This is a genomic window from Oerskovia douganii (genome assembly GCF_015142735.1).
GTDB lineage: Bacteria > Actinomycetota > Actinomycetes > Actinomycetales > Cellulomonadaceae > Oerskovia > Oerskovia douganii.
The window spans coordinates 48,319-75,238 of sequence record NZ_JACSPN010000008.1 but is presented as its reverse complement, the minus strand read 5'-3'; the positions used below and the strand labels follow the sequence as shown (position 1 = coordinate 75,238).

The 26,920-nt window shown below is 72.1% G+C and carries 20 protein-coding genes; 5 read left to right on the top strand and 15 right to left on the bottom strand.

Annotated elements, in window-relative coordinates; all coding sequences use genetic code 11:
• Positions 1 to 79: 79 nt before the first annotated feature.
• Together aceB and H9623_RS08310 are read left to right on the top strand one after the other, a co-directional pair.
• Positions 80 to 1,819, top strand: a complete 1,740-nt coding sequence (aceB, locus tag H9623_RS08315; RefSeq protein ID WP_193719586.1) for a malate synthase A — start codon at positions 80 to 82, stop codon at positions 1,817 to 1,819.
• A gap of 804 nt (positions 1,820 to 2,623) precedes the next feature.
• Positions 2,624 to 3,232: a hypothetical protein gene (locus H9623_RS08310; RefSeq protein WP_193719585.1), complete on the top strand. Its 609-nt coding sequence runs from the start codon at positions 2,624 to 2,626 to the stop codon at positions 3,230 to 3,232.
• A 24-nt stretch (positions 3,233 to 3,256) separates the two neighbouring features.
• Here H9623_RS08310 and H9623_RS08305 read toward each other — a convergent pair whose 3' ends face one another.
• The 7 genes from H9623_RS08305 to H9623_RS08275 form a co-directional block, all read right to left on the bottom strand.
• Positions 3,257 to 5,341 (bottom strand): glycerophosphoryl diester phosphodiesterase membrane domain-containing protein, encoded by a 2,085-nt coding sequence (locus tag H9623_RS08305; RefSeq protein WP_193719584.1) that lies wholly within the window; start codon positions 5,339 to 5,341, stop codon positions 3,257 to 3,259.
• A 62-nt stretch (positions 5,342 to 5,403) separates the two neighbouring features.
• Positions 5,404 to 6,306, bottom strand: coding sequence for a DUF1353 domain-containing protein (locus tag H9623_RS08300; protein ID WP_193719583.1), 903 nt, complete (start codon positions 6,304 to 6,306; stop codon positions 5,404 to 5,406).
• A 10-nt stretch (positions 6,307 to 6,316) separates the two neighbouring features.
• Positions 6,317 to 7,414: a 5'-nucleotidase gene (locus tag H9623_RS08295; protein WP_193719582.1), complete on the bottom strand. Its 1,098-nt coding sequence runs from the start codon at positions 7,412 to 7,414 to the stop codon at positions 6,317 to 6,319.
• 23 nt (positions 7,415 to 7,437) lie between these two features.
• Complete coding sequence (locus H9623_RS08290) at positions 7,438 to 7,983, bottom strand: hypothetical protein (protein ID WP_193719581.1); 546 nt, start codon at positions 7,981 to 7,983, stop codon at positions 7,438 to 7,440.
• 185 nt (positions 7,984 to 8,168) lie between these two features.
• On the bottom strand, positions 8,169 to 10,982 hold the full coding sequence (locus tag H9623_RS08285; RefSeq protein ID WP_321575346.1) for a multicopper oxidase domain-containing protein: 2,814 nt from the start codon (positions 10,980 to 10,982) through the stop codon (positions 8,169 to 8,171).
• Entirely contained in the window at positions 10,979 to 12,106 is a 1,128-nt protein-coding gene (locus H9623_RS08280) for a hypothetical protein (RefSeq protein ID WP_193719580.1), read from the bottom strand. The genes H9623_RS08285 and H9623_RS08280 overlap by 4 nt, the downstream gene beginning before the upstream one ends.
• Positions 12,106 to 13,101, bottom strand: coding sequence for a helix-turn-helix transcriptional regulator (locus H9623_RS08275; protein WP_193719579.1), 996 nt, complete (start codon positions 13,099 to 13,101; stop codon positions 12,106 to 12,108). The genes H9623_RS08280 and H9623_RS08275 overlap by 1 nt, the downstream gene beginning before the upstream one ends.
• 66 nt (positions 13,102 to 13,167) lie before the next feature.
• On the opposite strand from H9623_RS08275, the gene H9623_RS20000 reads away from it, so the two are divergent.
• Positions 13,168 to 14,157, top strand: a complete 990-nt coding sequence (locus H9623_RS20000; protein WP_193719578.1) for a DUF2249 domain-containing protein — start codon at positions 13,168 to 13,170, stop codon at positions 14,155 to 14,157.
• Positions 14,158 to 14,373: 216 nt separating this feature from the next.
• Entirely contained in the window at positions 14,374 to 15,030 is a 657-nt protein-coding gene (locus H9623_RS08265) for a helicase-related protein (RefSeq protein ID WP_193719577.1), read from the top strand.
• Between the two features lie 57 nt (positions 15,031 to 15,087).
• On the opposite strand, the gene H9623_RS08260 is transcribed toward H9623_RS08265, so the two are convergent.
• The 3 genes from H9623_RS08260 to H9623_RS08250 all read right to left on the bottom strand — a co-directional run bounded on the left by H9623_RS08260 (position 15,088) and on the right by H9623_RS08250 (position 19,947).
• A complete protein-coding gene (locus tag H9623_RS08260; protein WP_193719576.1) occupies positions 15,088 to 15,687 on the bottom strand; it encodes a hypothetical protein in 600 nt (199 codons plus the stop codon).
• A 64-nt stretch (positions 15,688 to 15,751) separates the two neighbouring features.
• On the bottom strand, positions 15,752 to 19,033 hold the full coding sequence (locus tag H9623_RS08255) for a type I restriction endonuclease subunit R (RefSeq protein WP_193719575.1): 3,282 nt from the start codon (positions 19,031 to 19,033) through the stop codon (positions 15,752 to 15,754).
• Between the two features lie 356 nt (positions 19,034 to 19,389).
• The gene (locus H9623_RS08250; protein WP_193719574.1) at positions 19,390 to 19,947 is read right to left on the bottom strand and encodes a hypothetical protein; all 558 of its coding nucleotides are present in this window, start codon (positions 19,945 to 19,947) and stop codon (positions 19,390 to 19,392) included.
• Positions 19,948 to 20,178: 231 nt separating this feature from the next.
• Here H9623_RS08250 and H9623_RS08245 point away from each other — a divergent pair, with 231 nt between their 5' ends.
• A complete protein-coding gene (locus tag H9623_RS08245) occupies positions 20,179 to 20,463 on the top strand; it encodes a DUF2510 domain-containing protein (protein ID WP_193719573.1) in 285 nt (94 codons plus the stop codon).
• 35 nt (positions 20,464 to 20,498) lie between these two features.
• On the opposite strand, the gene H9623_RS08240 is transcribed toward H9623_RS08245, so the two are convergent.
• From H9623_RS08240 to H9623_RS08220, 5 genes are all read right to left on the bottom strand, one after another.
• The gene (locus tag H9623_RS08240) at positions 20,499 to 20,870 is read right to left on the bottom strand and encodes a hypothetical protein (RefSeq protein WP_193719572.1); all 372 of its coding nucleotides are present in this window, start codon (positions 20,868 to 20,870) and stop codon (positions 20,499 to 20,501) included.
• A gap of 121 nt (positions 20,871 to 20,991) precedes the next feature.
• Entirely contained in the window at positions 20,992 to 21,513 is a 522-nt protein-coding gene (locus tag H9623_RS08235; protein ID WP_193719571.1) for a DUF6011 domain-containing protein, read from the bottom strand.
• 351 nt (positions 21,514 to 21,864) lie between these two features.
• Positions 21,865 to 23,007 (bottom strand): restriction endonuclease subunit S, encoded by a 1,143-nt coding sequence (locus tag H9623_RS08230; RefSeq protein ID WP_193719570.1) that lies wholly within the window; start codon positions 23,005 to 23,007, stop codon positions 21,865 to 21,867.
• The gene (locus tag H9623_RS08225) at positions 23,004 to 24,581 is read right to left on the bottom strand and encodes a class I SAM-dependent DNA methyltransferase (protein ID WP_193719569.1); all 1,578 of its coding nucleotides are present in this window, start codon (positions 24,579 to 24,581) and stop codon (positions 23,004 to 23,006) included. The genes H9623_RS08230 and H9623_RS08225 overlap by 4 nt, the downstream gene beginning before the upstream one ends.
• A 112-nt stretch (positions 24,582 to 24,693) precedes the next feature.
• A complete protein-coding gene (locus H9623_RS08220; RefSeq protein WP_193719568.1) occupies positions 24,694 to 26,733 on the bottom strand; it encodes a DNA methyltransferase family protein in 2,040 nt (679 codons plus the stop codon).
• Positions 26,734 to 26,920: the final 187 nt, after the last annotated feature.

Here is a 26,920-nt window from a genome sequence, read left to right as displayed (position 1 = left end):
CGTCGTCGAGGGAGAGCGCCCCGGCCCTCTCCCTCGACGCCCCGCCTCCACCTCGCGGCACAGACCATCGGAGCACGCCATGCCCATCACCCTCACCACGCACCCCTCCGGCCCGACGGCGGAGCGCACCCCGTCCGGTCGGCCCACCTCCGCGCGGCGCGCGACGCCGTCGGGCACCCTGGACGTCACCGGACCCCTCGGCGAGCGCTACCGCGAGATCCTGACCCCGGACGCCCTCGGCTTCCTCACCGCGCTGCACGACCGGTTCCTCGCCGCCCGCCACGGGCTGCTCATGGACCGCCAGCAGCGCCGCCAGGACGTCGCCGACGGGATCGACCCCGACTTCCCCGCCGCGACCCGGCCCGTGCGCGACGACCCGTCGTGGCGCGTCGCCGGCTCGCACGGTGCCCCCGGCCTGGAGGACCGCCGCGTCGAGATCACCGGCCCGACCGACCCCAAGATGGCGATCAACGCCCTCAACTCGGGCGCCAAGGTGTGGCTCGCCGACCAGGAGGACGCGTCGTCCCCCACGTGGCGCAACGTCATCGAGGGCCAGCTCGCACTCCACGACGCGATCCGCGGGACGCTCGCGTTCACGTCCCCCGAGGGCAAGCAGTACGCGCTGCGCTCGACCGAGCTGACCGACCTGCCGACCATCGTGTTCCGGCCCCGCGGCTGGCACCTGATCGAGAAGCACCTGCGCTACGTCGACCGCGCGGGCGTGGCCGTCTCGGCCTCGGCGTCGCTCGTCGACTTCGGGCTGTACTTCTTCCACAACGCGCGCGAGCTCGTCGAGCGCGGCCGCGGACCGTACTTCTACCTGCCCAAGCTCGAGGGCTACCGCGAGGCGCGCGTCTGGAACGACGTGTTCGTGTTCGCGCAGGAGTACCTGGGGATCGAGCAGGGCACGATCCGCGCGACCGTGCTCGTCGAGACCCTGCCCGCCGCGTTCGAGATGGAGGAGATCCTGTACGAGCTGCGCGACCACTGCGCAGGGCTCAACGCAGGCCGGTGGGACTACCTGTTCTCGGTCATCAAGTCGTTCCGCACGCGCGGCGACCAGTACGTCCTGCCCGACCGCTCGCAGGTGCCCATGACCGCCCCGTTCATGCGCGCCTACACCGACCTGCTCGTCGCGACGTGCCACAAGCGCGGGGCGCACGCGATCGGCGGCATGAGCGCGTTCATCCCCGACCGCCGCCGCCCCGACGTGACCGAGAAGGCGTTCGAGCAGGTCCGCACCGACAAGCGGCGCGAGGCCGGCGACGGGTTCGACGGCACGTGGGTCGCGCACCCCGACCTCATCCCCGTGGCGCGCGCCGAGCTCGACGCCGTGCTCGGAGACCGGCCGAACCAGGTCTCGCGCCTGCGCGACGACGTGACCGTGGGGCAGCACGAGCTGCTCGACATCGGGTCGGTCCGCCGCGCGGGCGCCACCGTCACGGCCGCCGGGCTGCGGTCCAACGTCTCGGTCGGCGTGCGGTACGTCGAGTCCTGGCTGCGTGGCGTGGGCGCCGCGGCGATCGACCACCTCATGGAGGACGCCGCGACGGCCGAGATCTCCCGCTCGCAGATCTGGCAGTGGATCGCGTCCGGCACGCGCACCGAGAACGGGGTGCCCATCACCCGGGCCCGCGTCGAGGCGCTGCTCGCCGAGGTCGTCGACGACCTGCCGCGCGGCGAGGGGAACCGGGTCGACGACGCCGCGCACGTGTTCCGGGCCGTGGCCCTCGCGGAGGACTTCCCGACGTTCCTGACCATCGGGGCGTACTCGCAGTTCCTGGTCGGGTCGGCCGTGGACGGGCCGCGCGAGGGCTGACCACCCTGGGGCGGCTGGCCGGCCGGCGGGTGCCGGTGCCGGTGCCGGTGCCGGTGCCGGTGCCGGTGCCGGTGCCGGTGCCGGTGCCGAGAACGAGGTTGTGGTCGTTATCGAGGGGATAGCGACCACAACCTCGTTCTCGCGTGCGCGGAACCTCGTGCTCGGCAGCGGCAGCAGGAGGGCAGCGGCCGCGGCCGCGGCGCCTGGCCGGTCCGACGCCCTGGCCTGCACTGATGCCCCTGGCGCGCGGCCGCTCTCCGGTGGGATGATCCGGGCGCGCGGCGCGCGAGCTGCCGAGCGACACCCTTCCCGGACCAGCCGGTCCCGTCGCACCGTGGAGCACCCGTGAGTGATCTGTTCGCCCCGCCCTCGTCGCCGATCCCGACGCCGCCCTCGTCGCCGATCCCGTCGCCGACCCCATCGCCGGGCACGCCCGTCGACGCGGTGCTGCCCGCACCGCACCAGCCGCCCGCACCGCACCAGCCCCTCCCGCAGCTGGCGTCGGCCCCTGGTCCTGACGACGGCTCCGCCCCTGGCCCTGGCCTGCAGAGCAGCGGCCCCGGCGCGCCGAGCAGCACTGCCCGGCTTCCGGCGAACGTCCTGCCCGTCACGCCAGGCGTCGCCCGGGGGTTCCCTCCGGCCGGCAGCAGCCCGCACCCTGGTCAGCCGTCACCACCCCCGGCCGCACCGGGCACGCCCCACCCGTACGGTCCCCCACGCCCCCACGCCCCGGGGCAGGGCCGCCCTGCGGGTGCCCCGGCGTACGGGGCGAGGCCGCCGGGTCCCTCGCGCGTCCTCGTCGGGGTGCTCGCGGGGGTCGCGGGCCTGGTCGTCGGGGGCGTCGGCGCGACCGCGGTGACCCTGGCGGTCGTGGCGGGCAGCGAGCTCTTCGCGGACGCCGCGGCCGAGCCGCGGCCTGCTGGCCCGGTCCCCGACGAGGCGTGGGACGGACACGGCGACGACCAGGTCGCGGGCGAGGACGGAGGGACCTTCGACGACCCGTGGGCGCTCGAGGGCGAGGTGTACACCGACGAGTGGTCGGTCCTGCTCGAGCTCCCGCACGAGGCGACCGCCGAGATCCTCGCGCACAACGACGTCAACGTGGCACCGGCCGAGGGCATGGAGTACTGGATCGTCCCGGTCGACGCGATGTACGTCGGGCCGTCGAGCACCGTGACCGCCCACGGGTCGATCGACCTCTGGTTCGTGGACCGGGACGGCACCGAGTACGACGAGGGCTGCGGCGACGTCCCCGACTCCCTCGTCGGCACGGGCCTGATCGGCACGGACGACTCGGCCCGGGGCAACGTCTGCCTCGAGGTCCCCGCGGGGGCGGACGGCCTGTGGGTCCTCGCGGTCGACGACTACATGCCGGTCCACCTGTCCACCGACGTGGCGATCACCGAGTCCTGAGGCAGCGCGCTCCTCGACGGCGCCTCACCACGCGAGCGCGTCGCGCAGCTCGTCCTCGAGGCGTGCCGACAGGGCCAGGTCGTCGCGCACCGCGGCACGCTCGGTCACGGCACGGCGTGGGCTGCTCGTGATGATGCCGTCGACGCCGCCGCGGAGCTGGGCCCGCATCGCGGCCGGGTCGTTGACGGTCCACACGAAGACGTCGATCCCGGCCGCACGTGCCTCGGCCCGCACACGCGAGGAGTCCGACGACTGCTCGATCGCGACGAAGTCGACGGGCGGCGTCCCGAGCGGTCCGCGCAGGAACGGGATCACGTAGCCGACCGCGATCTCCGGGCCGAGCGCGTGCACCTCGTCGGCCTGCTCGGGGTAGATCGACTGGACGAGGTACTGGTCCGCGACGCCGTGGGCCCGCAGGAGCGCGACGACGTCCGCGACGAACGTCGGCGTCTCGTGGCCGTGCGCCTTGAGCTCGACCAGGAGCGGCACGTCGAGCTCCTGGGCGCGCTCGACGAACTCCGCGAGCGAGGGGATGGTCGCCTCGAACCCGCCCTGGCGGACGGTCGTCGACGTCAGCTCGTCGAGCGTCATGGTGTGCACGGCACGGTCGGAGCCCGCGAGGCGTCGCAGGGTCAGGTCGTGGAAGACGACGAGCCCGCCGTCGGCGGCCTGGAGCACGTCGAGCTCGACGTAGTCCGCCCCGAGCGCCGCGGCGGACTCGAGCGACGCGATCGAGTTCTCGACGCCGCCGCCCGGGTCCCCGCGGTGCGCGACGACCGCGCCGGGTTCCTCGCGCGCGAGGGTCGTCATGGCGCGCGTGTTCGCGACGGTGACCGCCACGAGCACCAGCACGGCCACCAGCCCGACGGCGGCACGGACCCCGCGAGGTCGGCTCGCCCAGCCGCGTCCGAGGACGGGCGGCACCCGGCCCGACGAGCCCGGCGTGCGCGACGAGCCCACGGCCGCAGTCACGACCCCGATCGCCGAACCGACCGCGGCCTCCCCGATCGGACCTTCCTCGCCGTCCCGCAGATCCGCGTCCCCGGACACCGGCGGCCCCGCGGACCCGGCCACCGGCCCGGGCGAGGAGGCGTCGCCGACGTGAGCTGCGCCGTCGGGCAGCGACGCCCGGCGCTCCCCCGCGACCGCGACGACGACCAGCGTGAGCAGCGCCGCGACGACTCCGACGAGCACGAACCCGACCACCTGCACGAGCGTGAGCGTCACACCCGCGACCACCGGCGCGGCGCCGGGCGCTGCCACGTCCGCGACGCGCGTGGGGACCAGGGCGAGCGTCACGATCCCTGCCGCGACCACGACGACACCCAGCACGACCACCGCGAACGTGCCCAGGAGGCGGGGCCAGAGCCCGCGCGTCGCGCGCCAGCTCGCGGCCATCGCGCCCGACACCGAGTCGTCGGACGTCAGCAGGAACGCGAGCGTCAGGACCAGCCGCACGTTGAGGAACAGGACCCCCGCGAGGAACGCGACGTAGACGGAGAGGCCGCCGTCGAACTTGAGGAGCTCCCCGACGACGAACTCCGGGATCGCGATGCCGCGCACCAGGAACGCCGCCGTCCCGAAGTTGCCCACGGGCACGAGCACGAAGAAGTAGCCCACGAACAGCAGGAGCTGCGGGCCGAGGAGCTTGCGGCTCGTGCGCGCGAGGTCGGCGCCCACGGCCCGCACCGAGACCGGCTCCCCCGCGCGCAGCCGGGCACCGATCGCGAGGAACGCGCCCTGCTGGCACAGGACCACGACCGACGCGACGAACGCCACGACCAGCAGGAGGACCACCGCGACCGGGCTCGACAGGACCCGCAGCACGTTGAGGTGCGTGAGCGCGCCGACCCCCGCCGCCGCGAGCGCCACGTCGAACAGCCACACCATGAGCGGCACCGCGACGAGCACCGCTGCGCCCTGCAGGAGCAGCACCGCCCGCAGGTAGGTCGGCAGGTGCGCACGCACCGTGCGGGCGGCGGGTCCGAGCAGGGCCGTGCGCGGCGGTCGCTCGACGGCAGGGCGTCGCGGGCGGCCCGCGCCGGGGCGCGGCACGCCCGGACGTGCGGGGGTGGCGCGGGGCGTGGTCGGGCGGGCGGCTCGGGGCACGCCCGAAGCCTACGGTCGGACGGGTGTGCCGTCCCTACCCCGGACCGCCTGCGCGGCTGACTTCACCCGGGCTGCGCGTAGGAGATGCGCACGGTCGGAGCCTCCTGCGCCGTGAGCCCGCCCGTCGGGACACCCTGCGCCCGCACGACGCGGCGCCCCTCCCCCGCGCCCACGACGAGCTCGGTCACGAACGTGAGCACGATCAGCGGGAGCAGCAGAGGCAGCGCGACGAGCCCGGTCCCGACCGCGCCGAGCAGGCTGCCGGTCGCCGCCGGCACCCACCGGGCACGCTCGGCCCCGTCCGCTGCCGGGCGGCTCTCGATCCCCGCCCCGGCGGCCAGGGCGATCAGCACGGTCAGCGCGGCCGCGGTCACGACCAGCGCTCCGACGAGCCAGGCACCGGCCGTCCCCCCGGTCCCCGCGCCGGTCGCCGCCAGGCAGAGCGCGACGACGCCCGCGACGACCGCGAGCAGGAACACGACCGCGACCGGCAGGCTCCCGAAGATCCGGACCGCGGCCCACATGAGCCACCGCCGGACAGGACCCGTGCCGGTCTCCCGCAGGGTGCCGCGGAAGAGGTGGTCGGCGTCGCGGCGCGCAGCCCGTCGACTGCTCGCCGGCCGGTCGGGGTCCGCGAGCGCCCGCGACGCCGCGTCGTGCAGGATCGCGGGCAGCGTCTGGCGGCCGTAGCTCGCGATCACGCCCCACAACGGCATGGGCACCGACGCGAGGTCGGTCACGAGTCCCACCGGGACGGTCTGCTCGACCGACGCCCGGAACCAGACCGGCCCGTCGGCCGACTGCTCGTCGGCCGGGTGCGAGCTGTGGCCGAACGGGGTCAGGACCTCGAACCACACCTTCCAGCGGCTCGTCACGGGCAGCTGACGCAGGTCGACCGTCGCCGCCGGGACCCAGCGCTCCGGCGTCCCGGGGTCGGGCGAGGGCAGCGGCGCGAGGAACGGCACGGCGGGCGCCTCAGCCGACCGGGCCCGCGACGACGACAGGCACGAGTGCCTCGCCGTCGGGGTCGGGCTCGACGGGGACGGCCGCCACCGGCACCTCCTCGTTCGTCACGCCGTACGGCACCAGGACGCTCGCGACCTCGCGCGCGACCGGGTCGAGGTGCCCGCGCTGGTCGTCGAAGAAGATGTGCGGGCGCAGGACGCGCAGCACGCGCCCCTTGTCGGCACCGCCCATGAAGAACGCGTCGTTGACCGTGACGCCCCACGAGCGCAGCGTGTTCACGGCCCGCTCGTGCGAGGGCGCGCTGCGCGCGGTGACGATCGAGACGCGCACGCGGGGGCGGTACGTGGGGTCCTCGACCGCACGCTCCTCCTCACGGCGCTGGATCGTGCTCAGCGCCCGCAGGAACGGCAGGATCGGCCCGGCATGGTGCTGGGTGACCTTGCGTGCGCTCTCGTACTCGTGGAACTGCTCGAGCCCGTCCGACTGGAAGATGCGCTCGGCGCTGTCGTCGGCGAGCACGCCGTCGAAGTCGAAGGCGACGCGCAGCTCGGTGTCAGCCGTGTCGTCGCGCGCCCCGGGCGTCCCGCCCGGGGTGACGGACGCTCCGGGGGTGCGCTCCGCCGTCGGGCCGGACGAGGCGCCCTGCCCGACGGCGGCGCTCCCCAGGACCTGACCGGCCGGGTGTCCCAGCAGGGTCGCCGTGCGGACGTCGCGGGCGTCCCCCGAGAGGAAGAGCGAGATGTTGAGCGCCGGGATGTACGCGTACGGCGCGACCCCCTGCGTGAAGATCGACCGGCTGATCGGCAACCCGTGCGCCGCGACCGAGCTCATGACGCGCAGCCCCGTCGTCGGGTCGTTCTTCGACAGGACGAAGACCTCGACGAGCGGGTCCTGCGGGCTCGGCGACAGGTCGTTGAGGCTCAGGAGACGCTGGACGAACTCGAACGCGACGCCGGGGCGCAGCGTCCGGTCCAGGTGCTCGTCCTGGTAGGCGCGGTACGCGTCGATCCCCTGCTCGTCGAAGACGCGCTGCGAGTCGGACAGGTCGAACAAGGCGCTCGAGGAGACACCGACGACGAGCCGGTGGTCGAGGTCGTAGGGCGGCACGGGGCTCCTTGGTTCAGCGGCGGTCAGGTCGGCTCGGCCGGGCCGGCGGGCTCGACGGGCCGGAACACCGGGTCCTGCGGGTGGCGGCGACGGTACCGCACGACGCACTCCTTGCACATGGGCATGGTCGGCAGGCGCGCGGCCTCGCGCGGCGTCATCTCCCCGATGACCTTGGCGCCGCACAGCCCGCGGTCAGGGTGCACGATGTGCCCCCACTCCGACTCCCACCGGTACCCGAACCGGTACGGCGGGCGGACCTGGAACTCCCGCACCTGCGGCGCCGAGCGCAGCGCCTTGGCCTTGTCGATGCCGTCCTCACCCCCCGCCCCGTACCCCTGGGGCTGCCGCTGGCACACGTGCCGGACCCGGAACGGCATGGTCGGCCTGTACGCGAGCTGGGTCCCCGGCACGGCTCCCCGGTTCGACGTCAGGAACCAGCGCACCTCGTCGCCCGCGTGCACGCTGCGGACCTCGTCGAGCGCGAACGCCCGACGGCGCCCGTCGTAGCACGGCAACCACTGCACGTCGCCGCCGCACTGCTCGCAGCGACCCAGGCGGACGTCGCTCATGCGGGGCCCCCGGCGCGGAGCGACGGTGCGACGGCCACCGGCACGGGCGGCAGGACGACGGGGGTGCCTGGCGGGCAGGTGCGCAACGGACTCCTCCGGCAGGTGGTCGGGACGGGTGGTGCGGCGCGATCGATGGCGGCCCAGGACACTGTACGTCTGCTGCCGGCGCCGGGCGGGCACGTCGGCTACCCGTCCTCGCCCGACGCGTCGGCCTCCGTGACCGCGAAGGTCCCGTGCGCGCCGCGCTCGGCGTCGATCATCGCGTGGCTCACGAACGGGTACCGGCCGGCCTCGGGGAAGGTCATCTCGACGAACCCGCCCTGCGCGACCGCGAGCCCCAGCACCTGCGAGCCGCCCGCCTCGGCGTTGCCGGGACGCAGCCGGTAGGCGCCCTCGCTGAAGACCGTGTCGAACTGGCCACCGACCACGTGGAACGACGTCCCCCGGTTGGGCCCCGCCGCGAGGACCCACACGCGCACGCGCTCGCCCACCCGGGCCGGCAGGGGCTCCGCGTCGTACTGGTTGGCGTAGCCGTTGAAGGCCACGACGTCGGGGTCGCCCGTCGCGAGCCGGTCCACGTCGACCTCGCCGCCCTGCGGACCGAGGTAGTACTCCGACTGGACCAGCAGGTACTCGCGGTCGACCGGCGCGAGGCCCGGCGGGTCGATCACGACCGCCCCGAACATGCCGTTCGCGATGTGCGCGGACATGGGCATGGTCGAGCAGTGGTACATCCACACCCCGGACATCGTCGCCGTGAACGTGTACGTCAGCTCCTCCCCCGGTGCGATGGTGCGCATGGGACCGTCAGGGGCGAGCGCCCCCGCGTGGAAGTCGATCGAGTGCCCGATCGTGCCGTCGTTGACGAGGGTGATCTCGAAGCGGTCCCCGACCTTCCCGCGCAGCGTCGGCCCCGGCGCGCTGCCGCCGAAGGTCCAGAGCTTCTGCGTGACCCCGGGCGCGACCTCGGTCACGAGCTCGGAGACGGGCAGCCGCACGCGGTGCACGGTCTCGGCGCTCGCGGGCGCGAGCTCTGCCGGGTGCGCCGTGAAGTCGTCGCCCGGCGTCGCCATGAAGTCCAGGTCGGTCGCGGCGCTCGCGGCGCCGGACCCGTCGTCCGAGCCGCCCGCACCGTGGTCCATGCCCGCCATGCCGTCGTGCCCGGCCGAGCCTGAGCCCGTGGCAGTCTCTGTCTCCTCGTCGGCCAGGCTCGTCGCGTCCGCCGACCCGCCCGTCGGCTCGATCGAGAGCACCATGCCCATCTGCCGGTGGCCCACGACCGTGCACCAGCCGTCGATCGACCGCCCCACGACCCCGACCTCGAACGTCTCGGTCTTCCCGGGCGCGATCCGCCCGCTCGTCTGCCCGGTGTCGAGCGCGAGGTCGTGGACCGTGGTGTCGGTGTTGGTCACGACCAGGACGAGCCGGTCCCCGGCGGGGACCTCGATCTCGCTCGGCACGAAGCGCATGTCCGCGGCCTCGACCTCGACGGTCGTGGTGCGGCCCGTGGCAGCCACGGTCCCGGACGCGCCGGCGGCGGACGTCGCCCCGGTGCCGAGCGCGGCCGGGTCGAGGGCCACTCCCCCGGCCGCGACGAGCAGCAGCACGCTCAGCGCGGCCACGGCCAGCCCCTTGCGGCGCGGCCCCGTCACGGCCTCGACGGGCGGCGCCTGGCGCCCGCCGGACCTCTCGCGCGTCTCGCGGCCGAGCGCGTGGGCCGCGGCGACGTCGTCGGGCGCGGGCGGGACGGAAGGCGTGCGGCGCGCGCGACGACGGGCGCGCAGGGCCCCGACGAGCAGGGGCAGGAACGCGACGAGGGCGGCCAGCGCGACGAGCGAGGCGAGCACGTGGACCAGGCTCGGCGCGGGCAGGACGAACAGCACGAGGGCCCCGTCGAACAGCACGACCCGCAGCACGGCCCCGCGCTCGAGCACGGCCGCGGTCGAGCGCACGGCCGCGGGGCCCCCGCCCAGCACCACGGGCACGAGGTAGGTGAGCGCGCCGAGCAGGATCTGGGCCGCGAAGCCGGCGACGAGCGGCACGGTCACGATCCCGACGCGGGCAGCCGCCTCGGCCCACGTCCCGCTCAGCGCCAGGACCCCGACCAGCGTCGCGAGCGACCCCACGAGCCAGACCAGCGCGCACGCCGCCGACCACGTCGCGAAGGTCGCGGGCGGACGCCGTCGGGCCGCGGTGACCAGCGGCCGCACCGAGACCAGGACGCCCGCGAGGTACGTCGCGAGGCCCACGGCCGCGACGGGCGGCGCGGACGCCAGGACCGCGGCGACCCCGCCCGCCAGGCCGACCAGCATGAGGACGAGGGTCGTGCGCGCGGCGCGGGGCGCGTCGTCGGCCATCTTGGTCCGCAGCATGGTCGGCCACAGCGTCACGAGCGTGCCCATGACCGTGAGGCCCACGAAGCCCAGCAGGTTGAAGCCCGCGTGCGCGAGCACGACGCGCGTGTGCCACCCCTCGTCGAGGCCGCGGGCGAGCGTCGCACCGAGCCCCGCACCGAACGGCAGGAGCCAGGCCGCCGCGACGTAGAACCCGACGCAGATCGCGAAGCGGGCGGTGAGCGCACGGCGCGACTGGAGCCACAGGGCGGTGCCGTGGGCCGCGACCGCGACGCCCACCCCCACGGCCCCGACGAGCGTCACGACCCACGTCGCGGTGACCATCCCCGCGACCGTCGCGGCGACCGCGACGTTGAGCAGCACCAGGCGCGCGACCTGCCAGCGCCGCGAGGCGGGCGTGACCCGTCGGCTGAGCAGCGCGTCGGTGAAGTGCTGGCTCCACACGCAGATCGCGTTGGTCACCGCGCCGAGCAGGAGCAGGTGCACGAGCAGCCAGGGCGACGCGGGGATCCACCGGTGGCCGACCGCGACGACCACGGTCGCCACGAGCCAGCCGACCACGGGGGCGTTGGCGCGCAGGTGCCAGGCGGAGCGGTCGGTCAGGGGCTTGAGCGGAGCGGGCTGGGCGGACAGGTCGAGCTTCACGGAGCGGTCTCCTCGAGCAGGGAAGGCGAAGGCCCGACGGCGTCGCGCGGCCGCGCCCCGGGCGCCGGCGCGAGGCGCGCGCGGATCCCGACCCCGAGCATGAGCACCACGAACGCGAGCAGCGCGGCGACGTTGAGGATGCCGCCGACCTGGTGGGCCACGGGCAGGTCCCGGGCGTCGCCCAGACCCAGGCGGACCAGCAGACCCAGGTGCAGGAGGACCGCCGGGCCGTACATCAGTGGCGTGTACGGCAGCCGCACGCGCAGCACCGCGGGCAGGATCACGGGCGCGTGGGCCATGATCATCGAGATCGTGAAACCGAGGAAGATCGCGTGGATCACGGCGTCGTACCCGGGCCCCGTGACCTGCCGACCCGCGAGGAGCCAGATCGTCCCCGCGACCGCGAGCCAGACGTACGCCGCGAGCAGGCACGCCGCCATGTACCGCGCCAGGCCGGTCGACCGGATGGTGCGCCGGGCGACGTCGTGCACCGCGAGCCAGCCGCACAGCACCAGGACGGCCGCTCCCAGCAGGGCGTAGCCGACCGCGGGCCACAGCAGGGTGGCCACGCACCCGACCGCGAGCGCCCAGCAGACCCAGAGGATCAGCGCCGCGCCGCGACCGAGGAACGCGATCCGGGCCAGCTCGAGCCGCTCGCCCGCGATCGTGGCCACCACGAAGCACGCGAGCCACGGCAGCACGTCGGCGACGCCCACGCCGCCGAGCCACAGGAGCGCGCCGCCCGTCGCGAGCAGGGCGCCGATGAGCTGGACCAGGACCGCGTCGTCGCGCTGGCGCCGCCACAGCGGGACGTAGACCAGGCACAGCGCGCCGCAGCCCGCGACGAGGAGCACCTGGCCCACCACGAGCGGGGCCGGGCTGAGCAGGGCCAGCGCGCCCGCGCCCAGCAGCGCCGGGGCGGCGAAGCCCCACCGGGTGCGCAGCGCGACGGCACGTTCAAGCGCGATCACGGTGCCGACGAATCCCAGGACGAGCAGCACGCCGTGGATCTGGGGCAGGCGCTCGGTCGTGAGCGGGGCCGGCAGGCCGAGCAGCAGGAGCGCCGCGTCGAGCCCGGCGAGGAGCGCGAGGCCCGCGGGCAGCACGAAGATGACGCGTCGCATCAGCGGTGGCCGTCGGACGGGCCGGGTGTGCTGGTGGCCTCGGCCTCCGGCGTGGGCCAGTCCGGGGCTCCTTCCGGGGGTCCGTCCGCGGGGCGCAGGTGCAGGCGGCACGCGCCCGGCTCGGCGAAGGGCAGCAGCGACGTGCCCTCTCGCGGCGCGCCGAGACGTTCGAGGGCCCCCTGGGCCAGGCCGAGGTGCACCGCGCACACGACCTCGGGGTTGCGGTACGCGGCCTCGAGCAGAGGGCACCGGGTCAGCGCGACCGAGGCCGCGTCGTCGTCGGCCTGGGGTGCGAACCCCAGGCGGTCGAGCAGGTCGACGACCTCGTGGCGCGCGGCGCTCGCGACGTTGTCATCGCCCCTGCCGGGTGTCTTCTTCTCCTGCACCCTCGAACCGTCACCCGCGCTGCCCGGGTGCCCGACGACGTCGGGTCCCCCGCTGGGCCCACGGCGCGCGCCCGGCGCGCCCTCGTCGCTCCTGGTGCCGCCGACGTTCGCCGGGTGCGCGACGCCGTCGGGAACCGTGCCCGGACCCGAGAGGATCTCGACGTCTCCGACGAGCTCCGCGCCCCAGGCGCGACCTGCGGCGAGCGCGTCGCCCACGGGGTCGGCGCTCGACCGGGCGATCTGGGCCGCGAGCGCCGAGGCCAGGCCCGCGTACTCGGCGGCTCCCGCGGTCGTCGGCGACTCGGTGACCGCGGCGTAGAGCCGGGCCGGGCGGCCCCGGCCGTGTGCCGGGGCGCTCTCGCTGGTCGCGAGCCCGGTCTCGACCAGTCCCTCGAGGTGCTCGCGCACGGTGTTGGTGTGCTGGTCGAGCGCGGTCGCGACCGAGCTGACCGAGCAGGGCTCGGGCTGGGACGCGAGGACGTCCAGGACGGCGAGCCGGGCCTTCGAGAGCCGGGCCGGGCGGACCGCGCGCCGCACGAGGGGCGGGCCGAACCCGGGGCGCGGGGGCGCTGCGCGCTCTGCCCGTCCGACAGCCTGCGTATTTTCCACGGAATAAAGTGTACTAATGTTTGGCGCGTTGGAGAACCACTCGCCCGTCCTCGGAGGTCTCACGTCATGAGCAGCATCGTCCTGGCCGCGTCGGCCGCAGACTCACGCGCCGTCGAGGCCGTCGTCGCCCACCACACCGAGATGAACGGGACCCTCGGGCTGCTGGTCGAGGCTCTGGTCCAGGCCGTGGAGTCGGGTGCGCCGGCAGCCGTCGCCCACCGACGGCTCGTCGACTGGACCCGCTCCGACCTCCTGCCCCACGCGCAGGCCGAGGAAGCCGCGATGTACCCCCACGCGCACCGCGACGAGCACGCCCGGCTCCTGGTCGACGCCATGATCGCCGAGCACGGGGTGATCGGCGAGCTGGTCGACGCCCTCGACGAGGCGGCCACCCCCGTCCGCGCAGCAGCCCACGCCCGCGCGCTCCAGGTGCTCTTCGAGACCCACATGACCAAGGAGAACGAGCAGATCCTGCCGCTGCTCGCACTGTCCTCCGACGTCTCGCTCGCCGGCGTCCTCGACGGGATGCACGAGCTGCTCGGCGGGCACTCGCACGGGGAAGGCGGAGTGACCGGGGAGGCTTCCGCGGATGCCGTGCCGGGTGGCGCCGGTGGCTGCGGTTGCGGCGACGGCGCGGGGGGCGGCTGCGGTGGTGGCACCCCGGAGGGGGCGCCTCCTGCGGCGGGCACGGCCGTCGCAGGCCCGGCTGCCGCGGCGGAGACCGGGGACGCGGCGTCGACGGCCGGGGGCTCGGCCGCCGGCACTCCCGCCCAGGCCGCGGCCCCCGCGGCCGCAGGCCACTCGTGCGGCTGCGGCGGGCACGACGACGCCGGCAACCTCCCGGTGCTCGACGCCCGCGCGGTCCCCCACGCGATCCGGCACGCGACCATCTTCGGGGCTCTCGACGGCGTCGCGCCCGGCGCGGGCATGGTGCTCCTCGCCCCGCACGACCCGCTGCCCCTCCTGGCGCAGGTCGACGCCCGGTGGCCGGGCACGTTCACGGTCGACTACCTCGAGCGCGGGCCCGAGACCTGGGCGCTGGCGTTCACGCGCTGACCTCTGCTTGGTTGTCAGAAGCACACCGGGGTATGCCCCGGTGCTCTTCTGACAACTTGGCCGGTGTGGGGCATGCACTCCGGGCGGCGTTACCTGACCGCCACGACTCCCGCGATCTCTCACCACCCCCACTCCGCAACCTGCCGATCAACTGACGACCAGCTCAGCCGAGCACGAGGTTGCGGTCGCTAGGGCGCCCAGAACGGCCGCAACCTCGTGCTCGGCAGCAGTGTCGTGCGAGCAACCCCGTTGACGTCCCGTGATGAGTCGTCGCCAGAGCGAGCGCTGCGGAAGGCGCCCACAGAGTTCCGGAGTCCGGCAATTTCACCCGGACGGATTCTCTCCGGTTCGCGCTCACATGGGACCATTTCGCGAGCCTCCCGACAACGTCGCGATCGAGGCATCGTGTTCGTCATCAACAAGAAGGTCCAGGCTCGGCTGGCCCTGTGGTTGCAGGAGCGCTACCGGCTGCGGGTTCGTGTCGTCAACGGCGACACCGCCGCGGTGGGGGCGGGCGCGACGCGCAAGGGGATCATCGGGGAGTTCGAGCGAGCGCCGGGCTTCAACGTCATCATCATGTCGCCGCTCGCGGTCGGGGTGGGGCTGACGATCGTCGGGGCCAACCATGCGATCCACCTGGAGCGGCACTGGAACCCTGCCAAGGAGGCCCAGGCGACGGACCGCATCGACCGGATCGGTCAGACGCGCCCCGTGCACGTCTACCTCCCGATGGCCCTCCACCCGGACACGACGTCGTTCGACCTCAACCTGGACCGGTTGCTGCAGCAGAAGTCGACGCTGCGGGACGCGATCGTCGTGCCCGAGGCCGTGGGAGAGCAAGAGGTCGTGGTTGCGCTGGGGCTCGCGGGCTGAAGGGCCCCGTTCCAGGGCCCTTCAGACCGACGACGGAGCGCGAACCCGACCTCAAGCTCAGCCGAGGAGCATGCGGCGTAACAACGTCTGCCATGACTCGGCGCGTTCTGTCGTCCGCGACACCCCACCCGCGGCCTGCTGTCTCGCAATTTCCTTCCGTCGCTCGTCCAGGTGGATCATCCTCGGACCGTCGAAGAACGCGCGAGTGCGGCTGGTCGTGAGGTAGGTCGTGTCGGCGATATCGAGATACCAACCGTCCTCGACGAGAGAAGCACGCACCCGTCGATGCACAGACGCGAGGAGAACCTCAAGGAAGACCGCCACGACACTCATCCCCACCACCAGGAGGCTTTCAGCCGGAGCTGGCCGTCCCTCACGCATGTCGGTGACGACATTGAACGCCTCGACGAGGACGAGTATCAAGAGGCTGATCCACAGAAGCAGCCGGCCCCCGGACAAGGGCCGCACAAGTCGAAACGTCGCGAGATCAGCCGCCGTGTCTCGTGCTACCACAGCAAAGGCCCTCGCTTCATAGGACTCCGCTGGAAACTCACGCGCTAGTGCCAGATATGTAGCGATCCGTCGGCGCCGTCGGGCTTCGTAGCTGAGTATGCCCACAATGTTCACGCTCGAGAGCAGCGAGACTCCGGCGACCATCAAGGGAATCCACGGGGTCATCACCCCACCACCTGGGAGGTGAACTGCGGGACGTCGAGCTCGATCACGCCGCCCCCTCCTCGCGCTCCGCGTAGCGCGGGGCCATCGACTCCATCTGTTCCATGACGAGCTTGATCGCTCCGGGCTGCTTGTCCGGCGGGTAGCCGTGCTTGACGAGGAGCCGCTTGATCGAGGAGCGCAGCTTGGCACGCACGTCCTCGCGCACGGTCCAGTCGGTGCGCACGTCGCGCCGCAGGACTGTGAGGAGCTCGCGGGCGATGTCGGCGAGGACCCCGTCCCCCTGGACCTCGACGGCCGACTCGTTGGCCCGGACCGCGTCGTAGAACGCGAGCTCGTCGCTCGTGAGGGGCGGGGAGAACCGGGCACCGCGGTCACCTTCGGCCGAGACCTCGTGCGCCATCTCGATGAGTGCTGCGATCACCTCGGCGGACGTGAGGTTGGAGTTGGTGTACCGCGTCATGAGCTCGTTGAGCCGGTCGGAGAACGCGCGCTGGCGCACCAGGTTGTTACGGGTCGCGGCGCGCGACTCCTCCTGGATCACCTTGCGGAGCGCCTCGATCGCGAGGTGCGGGTTCTCGGCGTGCGTGGCCGTCGCGAGGAAGGACGTGTCGATCTCGTCGATGCGCGGCGACTCCATGCCGGCCGCCTGGTAGATGTCGAGCACCTCGCCCGAGTCGACGCTCTCGGCGACGAGCTGGTTCAGCATGCGCTGGACGTCGTCGGGGATCGCCTCGCCCCGCGCCTGGCGGTCCTCGGCGTCGAACTTCCCCATCCAGACGCGCACCTCCTCGAAGAACCGCACGTCGTCGGCGATGTCGGTGAGGTGGTCCGCTCCCCCGGCGAGGGCCCAGGCCCTGTGCAGCTGACCCGCCTGACGGCGGAAGGTCGCGCCGAGCGTGTCGCTGCCGTCCTCGACGTCCTGCGGCCGGTTGCCGACCGTGCCCGGGTCGCGCAGGTGGTTCACGGTCGCGTGGACGGCCAGGACGTACGCGCGCTTGTCGTCCACGGCGAGCCGTGCGCGCCAGTCGAACCCGGAGAGCGTCGCACGCACCTGGGTCACGAGCAGCTCGGCCAGCGCGACGGCTTCCTCGACCCGGCGTCCGAGGGGTCGGGTCTTCTGGTCCTGGGGCGAGTACTCGCGCAGCGCGGCGGCGAGGTTCTCCGCGACGGGGGCGTAGGCGACCAGCAGGCCTGCGGTCTTGCCGCGGAACGTGCGGTTGACGCGGGCGAGCGTCTGCATGAGCAGAGCGCCCTTGATGGGCCGGTCGAGGTAGAGGGTGTGCAGGGGCGGGGAGTCGAACCCCGTGAGCATCATGTCCTTGACGATCACGATCTCGAGCTCGTCGTCGGGGTCCTTGAGCCGCTGCTTGATGGCCGCGTTCTCGCTGTCGCGCCGCACGTGATCGCTGATGGGCGCGGGATCCGACGGCGTCCCCGAGTAGACGACCTTGATCTTTCCGGTGGCCAGGTCGTCGGAGTGCCAGTCGGGGCGCAGGGTGACGATCTCGCTGTAGAGCCGTGCACAGATCTCGCGGGTCGCGCCGACGACCAGCGCCTTGCCCGGGGTGCGTTCGTGACCGGCGCGGCCAAGCGACTCGAACATCGCGGCCCGGCGCCCTTCCCAGTGCGCGACGAGGTCGGCCGCGAGCGCCTCCAGTCGGGCCGGGGCACCGTAGATCGCGTTGACGACCGCGACGCTCGACTCGATGCGGCGGCGCTCGGCGTCGTCGAGCCCCGTGGTCATCTCGTCGGCGGCCGCGTCGATCGTGGACTCGTCGGCGCCGTCGACGAAGTCGACCTTCACGAGACGGGAGTCGAAGTACACGGGGACCGTGGCGCCGTCGTGCACTGCGCGCGAGAGGTCGTAGACGTCGATGTCCTCGCCGAACACCGCGCGCGTGTCACGTTCGGCGGTGCTGATGGGTGTCCCGGTGAACGCGATGAGCGTGGCGTGCGGGAGGGCGCTCTTGAGGTGCCAGGCGTAGCCGTCGAGGTCGTCGTAGTGGCTGCGGTGGGCCTCGTCGACGACGACGACGATGTTGCGCCGGTCGGACAGCAGCGGGTGCTTGGTGCCTGCCTGCTTCTCGGCGGGCGAGAGCCCGAACTTCTGCAGGGTCGTGAAGTAGATGCCGCCGGTCACCCGGCCGGCGAGCTCGGTCCGCAGCTCCTCGCGACGGCGGATCTGACGGGGTTCCTCGGGCAGCAGCTGGCTGCGCCGGAAGGTCTCGTAGAGCTGGCCGTCGAGCTCGGTGCGGTCGGTCACGACGACGACCGTGGGGTTGCGCAACCGAGGGTGCCGCATGACCTGGTTGGTGTAGAGCTCCATCTCCATGGACTTGCCCGAGCCCTGGGTGTGCCAGACGACGCCCGCCTTGCCGTCGGACGCGACCGCGGTGATGGTCTTCTCGATCGCCTTGGAGACCGCGAAGTACTGGTGAGGCTTGGCGACGCGCTTGCTGAGCCCTTCGCTCCCCTCGTCGAACGCGACGTATCCGTGCAGCAGCTGGAGGAAGCGGAGCTGGTCGAACAACCCGTAGAGGGCGAGCCGCAGCGCGGTGACGGGCTCGTCCTCGGCGGGCGTGTCGCCGTCGGGCCCCTGCACGCCTTCCGGACGGCCGGACGGCCCGACGGGGCGGCCGTCGTCGTCGACGTTCCACGGCGAGAAGTGGTTGAACGGCGTGAAGGGCGTGCCGTAGCGCGCGGTGATGCCGTCGGAGAGGACGGTCAGCACGACGAAACGGAAGACCAGCGGCAGCTCACGGACGTAGGTCGCGACCTGGGCGTGGGCCGCGGCGAGGTCGGCTGCCCTGGTGCCCGCGTTCTTGAGCTCGATCACGCTGACGGGCATCCCGTTGAGGTACAGGACCACGTCGAAGCGCCGTTCGACGTCGCCGCGCACGACCGTGACCTGGTTCGCCGCGAGCCAGTCGTTCTCCGACGGTTCGCTGCTCACGAGGCGGATGGTCGGGTTCTGCTCAATGCCCTCGACGTCGATGTAGCTGATGCCACGGAACCCGTCGGTCAGGAAGTCGTGGACGCGCTTATTCTCGGCGATCGCGTCGTTCGACGTCGGGGCGACGATCGCGGCGAGCGCCTGGTCGAGGTACTCGCGCGGCACGTCCGGGTTGAGAGCGCGCAGCGCGGTGCGTAGGCGGGTGGGGATGAGGAGCTCGTCCCACGACTCGCGCTCGGGGACGGGGTGCCCGTCCGGCCCGACGGCGGCGCTCGCCCCGGGCGCGATCTCCTTGCCGTGCTTCACGGTCCAGAAGAGCTCGCCCAGGTCGTCGAGGGCCAGGTGTTCCCAGGCGTCCTCGGTGAGCTTCATGGATCCTCCGTGATGTCGGTGCGGCGACTGCTGCGCTGGGGTGCTGGGGTGCTGCGGTGCTGGTCCGGAGCCTATCGGCGCCATGACTCATTCTTGGTGGTCTCGTGGCGGGGCGCGGTGGGTGAAGTGATATGGGGGTTATCGGCGTGTGCCCCGCGCGGCCGGCCTTCGAGTGGCTGTCGCCGGCTCGACGTGCTCACTGCCGGCCACCTTCCGTGGCAGCGGCGCCGCCATACCCAGGATCTCGGGGGCAAAGGAGAACATCTCCTCGCGCTCTGCCCGCTCGGCGTCCGCCTTGCGCTGGGCCTTGCTCGTGGTCGCGCTCGTGGACCTGCTCCTGCTCGTCCGGTCGCTCATCACAACGCCGCCTCCACCGTCACGACCCCGTCCATCCCCCGGTCCGGGTGATATGACCAGGCGACCGTGATGCCGTCCCAGCTCTCCTCCTGGCGCCCGTCCATGGACGTCGTCTGCCCCATGTGGGAGAGCACGCTGGACGGCGCCTCGAGCGCGTCGAGCACACAGACGAGATCCTCGAGCGCGCCGCCGGTGAGCTGGTCCTCCCCCTTGTTGTCGAACGTCAGGGTGGATCCTTCGTCGGCCACGACGAACCACGGATCGCCTGCGAGGTCGCAGGTCTCGACAGCGTCCGTGAGCACCGCGCTCTGAGCCGTCCTCGCTGCCGCAGCCTGCCCCGCGCCGATCGCGGCCATGCCGCCGGCACCGACGACGAGTCCGATCACTCCCGTCACGACGGGCAGCACCCATGTGGGTCGCTTCCCCGGCCCGACGGCGGGGCTCCCCTCTCCCGTCGACGCCGCCCAGACCTGTGCGTCGGTTGGCGACGGGGGCGGCGGAACGTCGGCAGCGGGTTCGCCGCTGTCCGGGACGGGCGGGGTGGGCTGGTCAGTCATGGCTTCTCCTGGGATCAGGGTGGAACGGGGTTCAGGGGATCGCCCCCGTGCTCAGTCTCTGCGGCGCAGGGGTGGGGCGCGACGAGTGCTGCGATAAGGGGATGATCAGATAGATCGCGATGGCCGGTAGCGTCTGCAGGTGACAGTCGGCGGTGCCCGGCGAGCCGCATCCCAGCCGTCGACGCCGAGCACCTGAGCACGGAAGTCGCCATCACAGCCGAGGAGAACACCGTGACCCACCAGCCCGGCTGGTACCCCGACCCGTACGACCCGCGGCTGGTGCGCTGGTTCGACGGGCAGCAGTGGACCCAGCACTCACGGGCCGTCCAGACCAGCGTGCCGTCTCCAAGCCCCCGGAAGCTGAGCACGGTTTCGATCGTGCTGATCGTGGTGGGCGCGATCCTCCTCCTGTGCGTGATCGTCGCGATGATCCTCGGCGTCGTCGCCCTCGTTGCGTTCTTCGCGAATATCGCTCAGGGAGTCGTCTGCGGAGAGAGCCCGCACTACTGCACGTAGCAGGTTCCGGTCGGAGGCGCTCACCGAAGACATGTTCAGCCCCCGTTGAGCGCGTTCTCGTACTCCAGGGCGGACTGCATGAGCTCGTCCTCGGTCACGAAGCCGTCCCACTCACGCAGGTACGGCCTGTCGAAGTCGATTCCGTTGCTGCACTCGACGTCGTCGTGCCAGTCCTCGTTGAAGGTGATCGAGAGATAGCACGACCAGGCTGCCGGCTGTTCGGGCGCCATCTGTTCCCACTGGTATTCCAGGTCGTACTCGTCCGGGACACCCTCTTCTGGTACGTAGATCGCAGGCTCTTCGTAGTTTCCGAAGTCGTCAGTGTCGTCGGCCCAGATTCCATGGGACCCGCTTCCGCCCGGCACGTAGGCGGCGCAGCCCGTCGTCAGGAGTCCCAGGAATGACAAGGCGACGAGCCCAGCTGTTCTCCGCACCGCGTTCCGCTCCTTCTACGCTTCGATCGTCTTGTGCTCAGCGGGCCCGATATTAGTCACCTCCGTCACCGTCGGACAGGGTCGGCCGGGTGAACTATCCGAAGAATTCCGCGACCACGACAGAGGCGAGACACGCCGCGATCGACGAGACGAGCATCGGGGCGGCTCGCCGACGGGCATCCCGTCGGAGGCGCCCGGTCTCCGATGCTCTCTCGGCCTCCCAGGCCGCGACGAGCCCCGGGTACGCGGCGGTCGCGCGGTCGAACTCGACGTTGAGACGAGCCTGGCGTTCCGCCTGATCGGCCCGCGCGCGAACCATCTCGGCGACCCAGACGCCGTGGTCCGGGTTCACCTGGTGGGCGTAGCGCGGGCCGTAGCGCTTGATGCACGTCGAGCCGACCCGGGCTCGCATGCTCTCGCCGTTGGTAAGCTGCCGGCCACAGATCACGCACACCCGCGAGAGCAGCGGGATCTGCCGCGGAGGCTCGCGCCGGACGTGTCCCAGCTTCGCGACCGTGCGATGCGGCCGGCGTGGGCGACGGTAGTCCAGGTGTCGGCCGAAGAGGACAGCGCTCACCACGAACCAGACGAGGCTCGAGAGCAGGGCGACCGCCACGGCGGGTCCTCCGAGGAGTCCGAGGGCGCCAATCGGGAGGACGACGACCAGCAGCAGCCACCGCTTCCGGCCCGACGGCGCCGGGCACGTTCGTGGATCGGGTCCGGCGGGGGCGGCACCCGCCTCGGGCGCCACGTCAGTGACGCCGGCGTGATGGTTCATGACTTCCTGCTGTCGGGTGAAGGGTGCGGCGGGCAGGGGAGATCGGGCGACGACGACATCGCCGCCTCCGGGAGGGTCGGTCGAGATGAGCGGTGATCGAGATGCGGCCAACGGGGGCTGATCAGGCGCTACGACCCCCGTTGGCCGTATCTCGATCACACAGGATCGCGGCGGCGTCGCGGATCGCGGTCAGGCGACCTCGGAGACGATGCGCTCGGCCTCCTTGACGCGGAGCTTGCCGGACATGAGCTGCGGGAGCAGGGTGTCGCGGGTGGCGGCGAGGGAGCGATTCTCCTCACCAGCCATACTCGCGACCGCCAGCAGTGGCGAGACTTGGGCAGCCCATGCCAGGAGTTCACGTCGAGGGATAAGCGGCACTCGAAGCGCCGCCACGTCATTCTTGTTTACGTGCTGCTGCGCCGCTCCCGTCGCCCCTTGAAGCAAGACGCCAACTCGCGACCGAACAGCAAAATGGAGCCAATCAGTGAGCTCCGGCCCATCCCCCCAAATTCCAACCAGCGACTGATTGCCACACGCCTCAATCTCGAGTCGCGCAATCTGACCAAGCGTTGCCCCGGTGATCGCAAGCACCGTAGCGCCGCGCGGCATCATCTTCGTCGCGCTTGCGCGGTATGCCTCTTCCGTAATGAATGCCGTTGGTGCAAACACGCGCGACTCATTGGCCTTGCCAGATGCAAGCCATGCGATCGTCCCCTCGGCCCAGTAGTCACCACGTGAACGGCTTGGGGTGCCCCCCAGGACAAGCGTTGCCACGTCACCCAAGGAAGCATCGCCCTCAGTTTCCGCACTTTTCGCCTCGAATATAAGCGTCGACAGTGAATCAACCTTCGAAGCAAGCTTGGTGTTGGCCGCGATCTTGTCGTCGAGCGCTCCCAGCACCTCGGCGATCGCTTGGCGATCCCTGGGAGGCGGAACCGACAACATAATCGAGTCCATTGAGCCTCGCGTGAGCTTTGGCTGCGCCGAGCCAGTGAGGTAGCCAGTTATATCAGTTGTCGCGAGCAGGTATGAAAGAAAGCGAGTGTCGAACCTCTCGCGCCCCCGAAGTACGTGCGCATGGTTGTTGGGCCAGAACTTGCCATCAACAACAAAAGCAATTGGCTGGGCGCGCGAGCGAAGGTTCTCGCCATCCTCCGAGACCAGCAAGTACTCGCCATCGAAAATGAAATCCGCTACGTGGTCGACCACCCCAGAAGCACCATAGTATGGATATGGCCCTGCCGTACGCTCGGAGGACTTGACCGGGCGTCTACGTGAATCGAAGTTGTCGACCAACTCGCCCAGGCTGACCGATTGCAACTCGACGATCACTGAACCCTCCCCAGCTGCTCCCGCACCACGGCCTCGAGCCGTGCCGACTCCTCGAACTGCTCGAAGAGCTCGCCCGTCAGCCGCGCGATCTTGTCCTCGATGGGCTCGCCGTCGTCCTCGACCTCGGCGGCCCCGACGTAGCGTCCGGGCGTGAGCGCGTATCCCGCGTCCTTGATCTCGGCCAGGCTCACGGAGCGGGCGAAGCCCAGCTCGTCGTCGTACTCCAGGCCCGCGGCAACCGCCGAGGGCGTGCCGCGCCACGCGTGGTAGGTCCCCGCGATCTTCGCGATGTCCTCGTCGGACAGCGCACGCTCGGCGCGGTCGACCATGTAGCCGAGGTTGCGTGCGTCGATGAACAGCACCTGCCCGGTGCGGTCGACCGATCCGCGAGCGCCTGCCGTCTTGTCCTTGGCGAAGAACCAGACGCACACGGGGATGCCCGTGGAGCGGAAGAGCTGGGTCGGCAGCGCGACCATACAGCTCACGAGGTCGGCCTCGACGATCTGCGCGCGGATCTCGCCCTCGCCGCCCGAGTTGGACGACATGGACCCGTTGGCCATGACCACGGCCGCAGACCCGGTAGGCGTCAGCTTGGAGAGGATGTGCTGGATCCACGCGTAGTTCGCATTGCCCACGGGCGGAACACCGAAGCGCCAGCGCGGGTCCGACTTCGAGCGCGACCAGTCCTTGATGTTGAACGGCGGGTTGGACATGACGTAGTCCATCTGGGTGTCCGCGTGCTGGTCGCGCGCGAACGTGTCACCCCAGCGGGGCCCCAGGTTACCCGTGAGACCGTGGATCGCGAGGTTCATCTTCGCGAGGCGCCACGTGCGCTCGTTGAGCTCCTGGCCGTAGACCGAGATCTCCTGCGGGCTGCCGCCGTGCTTCTCGATGAACTTCTCGGCCTGCACGAACATGCCGCCCGACCCGCACGCCGGGTCGTACACGCGCCCGCTGTACGGCTCGAGGACCTCCACGAGGACCTGCACCACGCCGGCGGGCGTGTAGAACTCGCCGCCGCGCTTGCCCTCGGCACGCGCGAACTTCTCCAGGAAGTACTCGTACACCTCGCCCAGCAGGTCGCGCGCCTTGGACGCGCCCTCGCCCGTGAAGCGCGTCGAGTTGAACAGGTCGAGCAGCTCGCCCAGGCGTCGCTGGTCCACGTTGTCACGGTTGAAGATGCGCGGCAGCGTGGCCGCGAGCGACGGGTTGGACTCCATGATGTGGACCATGGCATCGTCGATCAGCTGCCCGATCGGTGCGAACGGCTCGCCTATGGCCGCCGGCCGGCCCTTCGCGTTCTCCGCGAGGTAGCCCCAGCGCGCCTGGAGGGGGATCCAGAAGACCCCGCGGCTCGTGTACTCGTCGATGTCCTCGAGGAACTGCTGGCTCTGCTCCTCGCTCAGGCCGTCGGCGGCGAGCTCCGCGAGGATCTCGCCGCGACGCTCCTCGAACGCGTCCGAGACGTACTTGAGGAACACGAGCCCCAGGATCACGTCCTTGTACTGCGAGGCGTCCATGGAGCCGCGGAGCTTGTCCGCGGCCTTCCACAGCGTGTCCTTGAGCTCCTTCATTGACGAAGGAGCTGAGGGAGCCGCCTTGCTCGTGGCTGCTGCCTTGGTGCGGGGAGGCACTGGTCCTGCTTTCTTCGGGGTCGTGGGGACGTCGAACAGGGTCGGGGCGTCGTCAGGCATTGTCCACCGTTCGGAGCTGGATGAGGGCGTCGGCGACGCCCCGGGTCAGGGTCGTGCGGAGCTCGGCGAGGCGTCGGGCCTCGTCGAGCACCAGGGTTTCGCGCTGCCCGACGGCGGCGAGCAGCTCTTCGAGAGCGCTCACCTGGTCCTCGGGGACCTCGCGCACTTCCCACGTGCGCCACCGCTTGGCGGTCGCACGCTGGGACGAGATGTCCTCGGCGAGGACGTGCGGGACGAGGCCAGGGGCTCGCGCCCGGTCGATGCGCAGCACCTGCGCCGGGAACTCCACCACGGACAGTCCGACGTGGTCGACCACCGCGGCCGGGTAGGGCGCGGTGCAGAAGATCACGTCGCCAGGCTCGGTGTACCGGGCGGCGGGGAGCGTCGAGAATGCGAGCCGGTCCATGCGCCGCTCGCCGAGGATCACGTCACCGGTCAGCTCGGCCGGGCCGACGACCGGCACCTCGCCGACCGTACCGATGGCACGCGGGTCCAGCCGGTTCCCGGAGATCCTGCGCACGCCACCGCGAGCCTCGACCGACCGGAGCGTCTCGCGGCGCGGGTCTCGCCCCGGGCCGGGGACGACGGACTCCGCCCCCGCGAGCCCGAGCCCCGTGGCGAGCTCGTGCGCACGCACGGCCGCACGACCGCCGTCGTCGCGCCGGCCCACCCGGAGCCGACGGAAGTCCACCGAGAGGTCGCTCCGTGAGGCGACGAGCGAGGACGTGTAGGCGAAACGCGTGAAGCGGAAGGCGTGCCCCTGGACGTCCCTGCGAGTCCCTTGAGCGGCGACGACGTCGGTCACGAGGTCGTCGATCACGCCCTCGTCGAGCGCTCCCCCGGTGACGCGCTCGCCCGCGAGGTCCGAGACGGTCGTCCACTGCTCGGCGAGCCCGACGTCGGCGGGCGGGTCGCCCAGGACCCAGATCGCGAGGCGCTCGCGCGAACGCCCGGGGAGGAGCCCCGCAGGGAGCTCGACGACGCTCCGCACCTGGTCGTTGCGCAGCAGGCTGGACCGGAGCTTCTCCGCCTCGCCGTCGACCGCTCCCACGAGCGCGCTCGCGGGCCCCAGCACGACGGCGAACCGGCCGGGCTCGCGCTGCACGGCGAGGGTCTCGACCGCGCGCAGGACGTCGTCGTCGGACCACGGGGGGCTGCCGACGGGAGGGAGCTGTGCCACGATCGTCGCGCCGGGCGAGACGGCGTGGCCCACGGCGTCGTCGGCGTCGAGGTCCAGCACACGGACGCCGAGGACACCCAGGCGCCTGCGCGCGAGCCGGGTCGCGGGATCCGTCCGCGCGTCGGGCACGGCGCAGGCCGGGGCGTCGTGGTCACCGTTCGCGTCGCTCCCTGCCCGGACCGCTGCCACCAGCAGGTCGCCGCAGTCGGCATGCGGGTTGGCGAGCGTGAGCGGCCCGCGCCCGGACGTGAGCGCCAGGACGATCCTGCCCACGACGTCGAGGGCTCCCTCGGATGCTGCCGACTCGGTGAGCGTCCTGCGTCCGGCCCGGTGCCGGTCGAGCAGGACGGCCTCCAGTGCGCCCGCCGGTGTGTAGGCGGCGTCGGCCGCCGTGTCGGCCAGCTCGCACAGGTCGCCCAGCCGGTCGCCCAGCGCCTCGATCTCCGAGTAGGCCAGGTGGTCGTCGGGGTCCACCTCGTCGGCGAGGTCGAGCACCTCTGCACGACCGAGCGCACCGAGGAGCTCACCCGTCTGCGCCTTGACGTAGAGCAGCGACGTGAGGCCGTCGAGCGCAACGTCCGCGTCGAGGCCGGGGACCTCGTCCAGCGCGGCCCTCATCGCGACGTCGGCCGCGAACGAGGGGTTTCGGCCGAGTCCGCTGCGCTCGATCCACGCCGTCACCTCGGAGGCTCGGAACCGCTGCTGGTCACGACGGGTAGCGACCGCCTCCGGGAACGGCGAGGCCGCCGTCGCGTACCGCCGGCGCCACATGGAGACCACGGGGCGCTGCACGTGCGCCAGCTCGGCGATGTCCGGCAGGGACAGCGTGAGGGAGTCGAGGACCGACGGCACAGCAGCTCCCTTCGTCAGGACCGGTAGGTGAGCGAGCTCGTCGGGCGAGCTCGCTGGAAAGACAGTAGCGCGGATCTCTCCTTTCGACCGGCGTCCTTTGATAAGCAGCCTTATCACGCCGGTCGTGGCCGATGCGCCCTCAACTCGGCCACGCTCCTCTCATTCGATCACCGCCAACCACGAGAGG

Bases quoted from the DNA above. Each gene is read 5' to 3' on its own strand.
- aceB (WP_193719586.1), top strand. From the start codon at position 80: ATGCCCATCACCCTCACCACGCACCCCTCCGGCCCGACGGCGGAGCGC.
- H9623_RS20000 (WP_193719578.1), top strand. From the start codon at position 13,168: ATGAGCAGCATCGTCCTGGCCGCGTCGGCCGCAGACTCACGCGCCGTC.
- H9623_RS08290 (WP_193719581.1), bottom strand. From the start codon at position 7,983: ATGAGCGACGTCCGCCTGGGTCGCTGCGAGCAGTGCGGCGGCGACGTG.
- H9623_RS08280 (WP_193719580.1), bottom strand. From the start codon at position 12,106: ATGCGACGCGTCATCTTCGTGCTGCCCGCGGGCCTCGCGCTCCTCGCC.
- H9623_RS08255 (WP_193719575.1), bottom strand. From the start codon at position 19,033: ATGAAGCTCACCGAGGACGCCTGGGAACACCTGGCCCTCGACGACCTG.
- H9623_RS08250 (WP_193719574.1), bottom strand. From the start codon at position 19,947: ATGACTGACCAGCCCACCCCGCCCGTCCCGGACAGCGGCGAACCCGCT.
- H9623_RS08225 (WP_193719569.1), bottom strand. From the start codon at position 24,581: ATGAAGGAGCTCAAGGACACGCTGTGGAAGGCCGCGGACAAGCTCCGC.
- H9623_RS08260 (WP_193719576.1), bottom strand. From the start codon at position 15,687: ATGGTCGCCGGAGTCTCGCTGCTCTCGAGCGTGAACATTGTGGGCATA.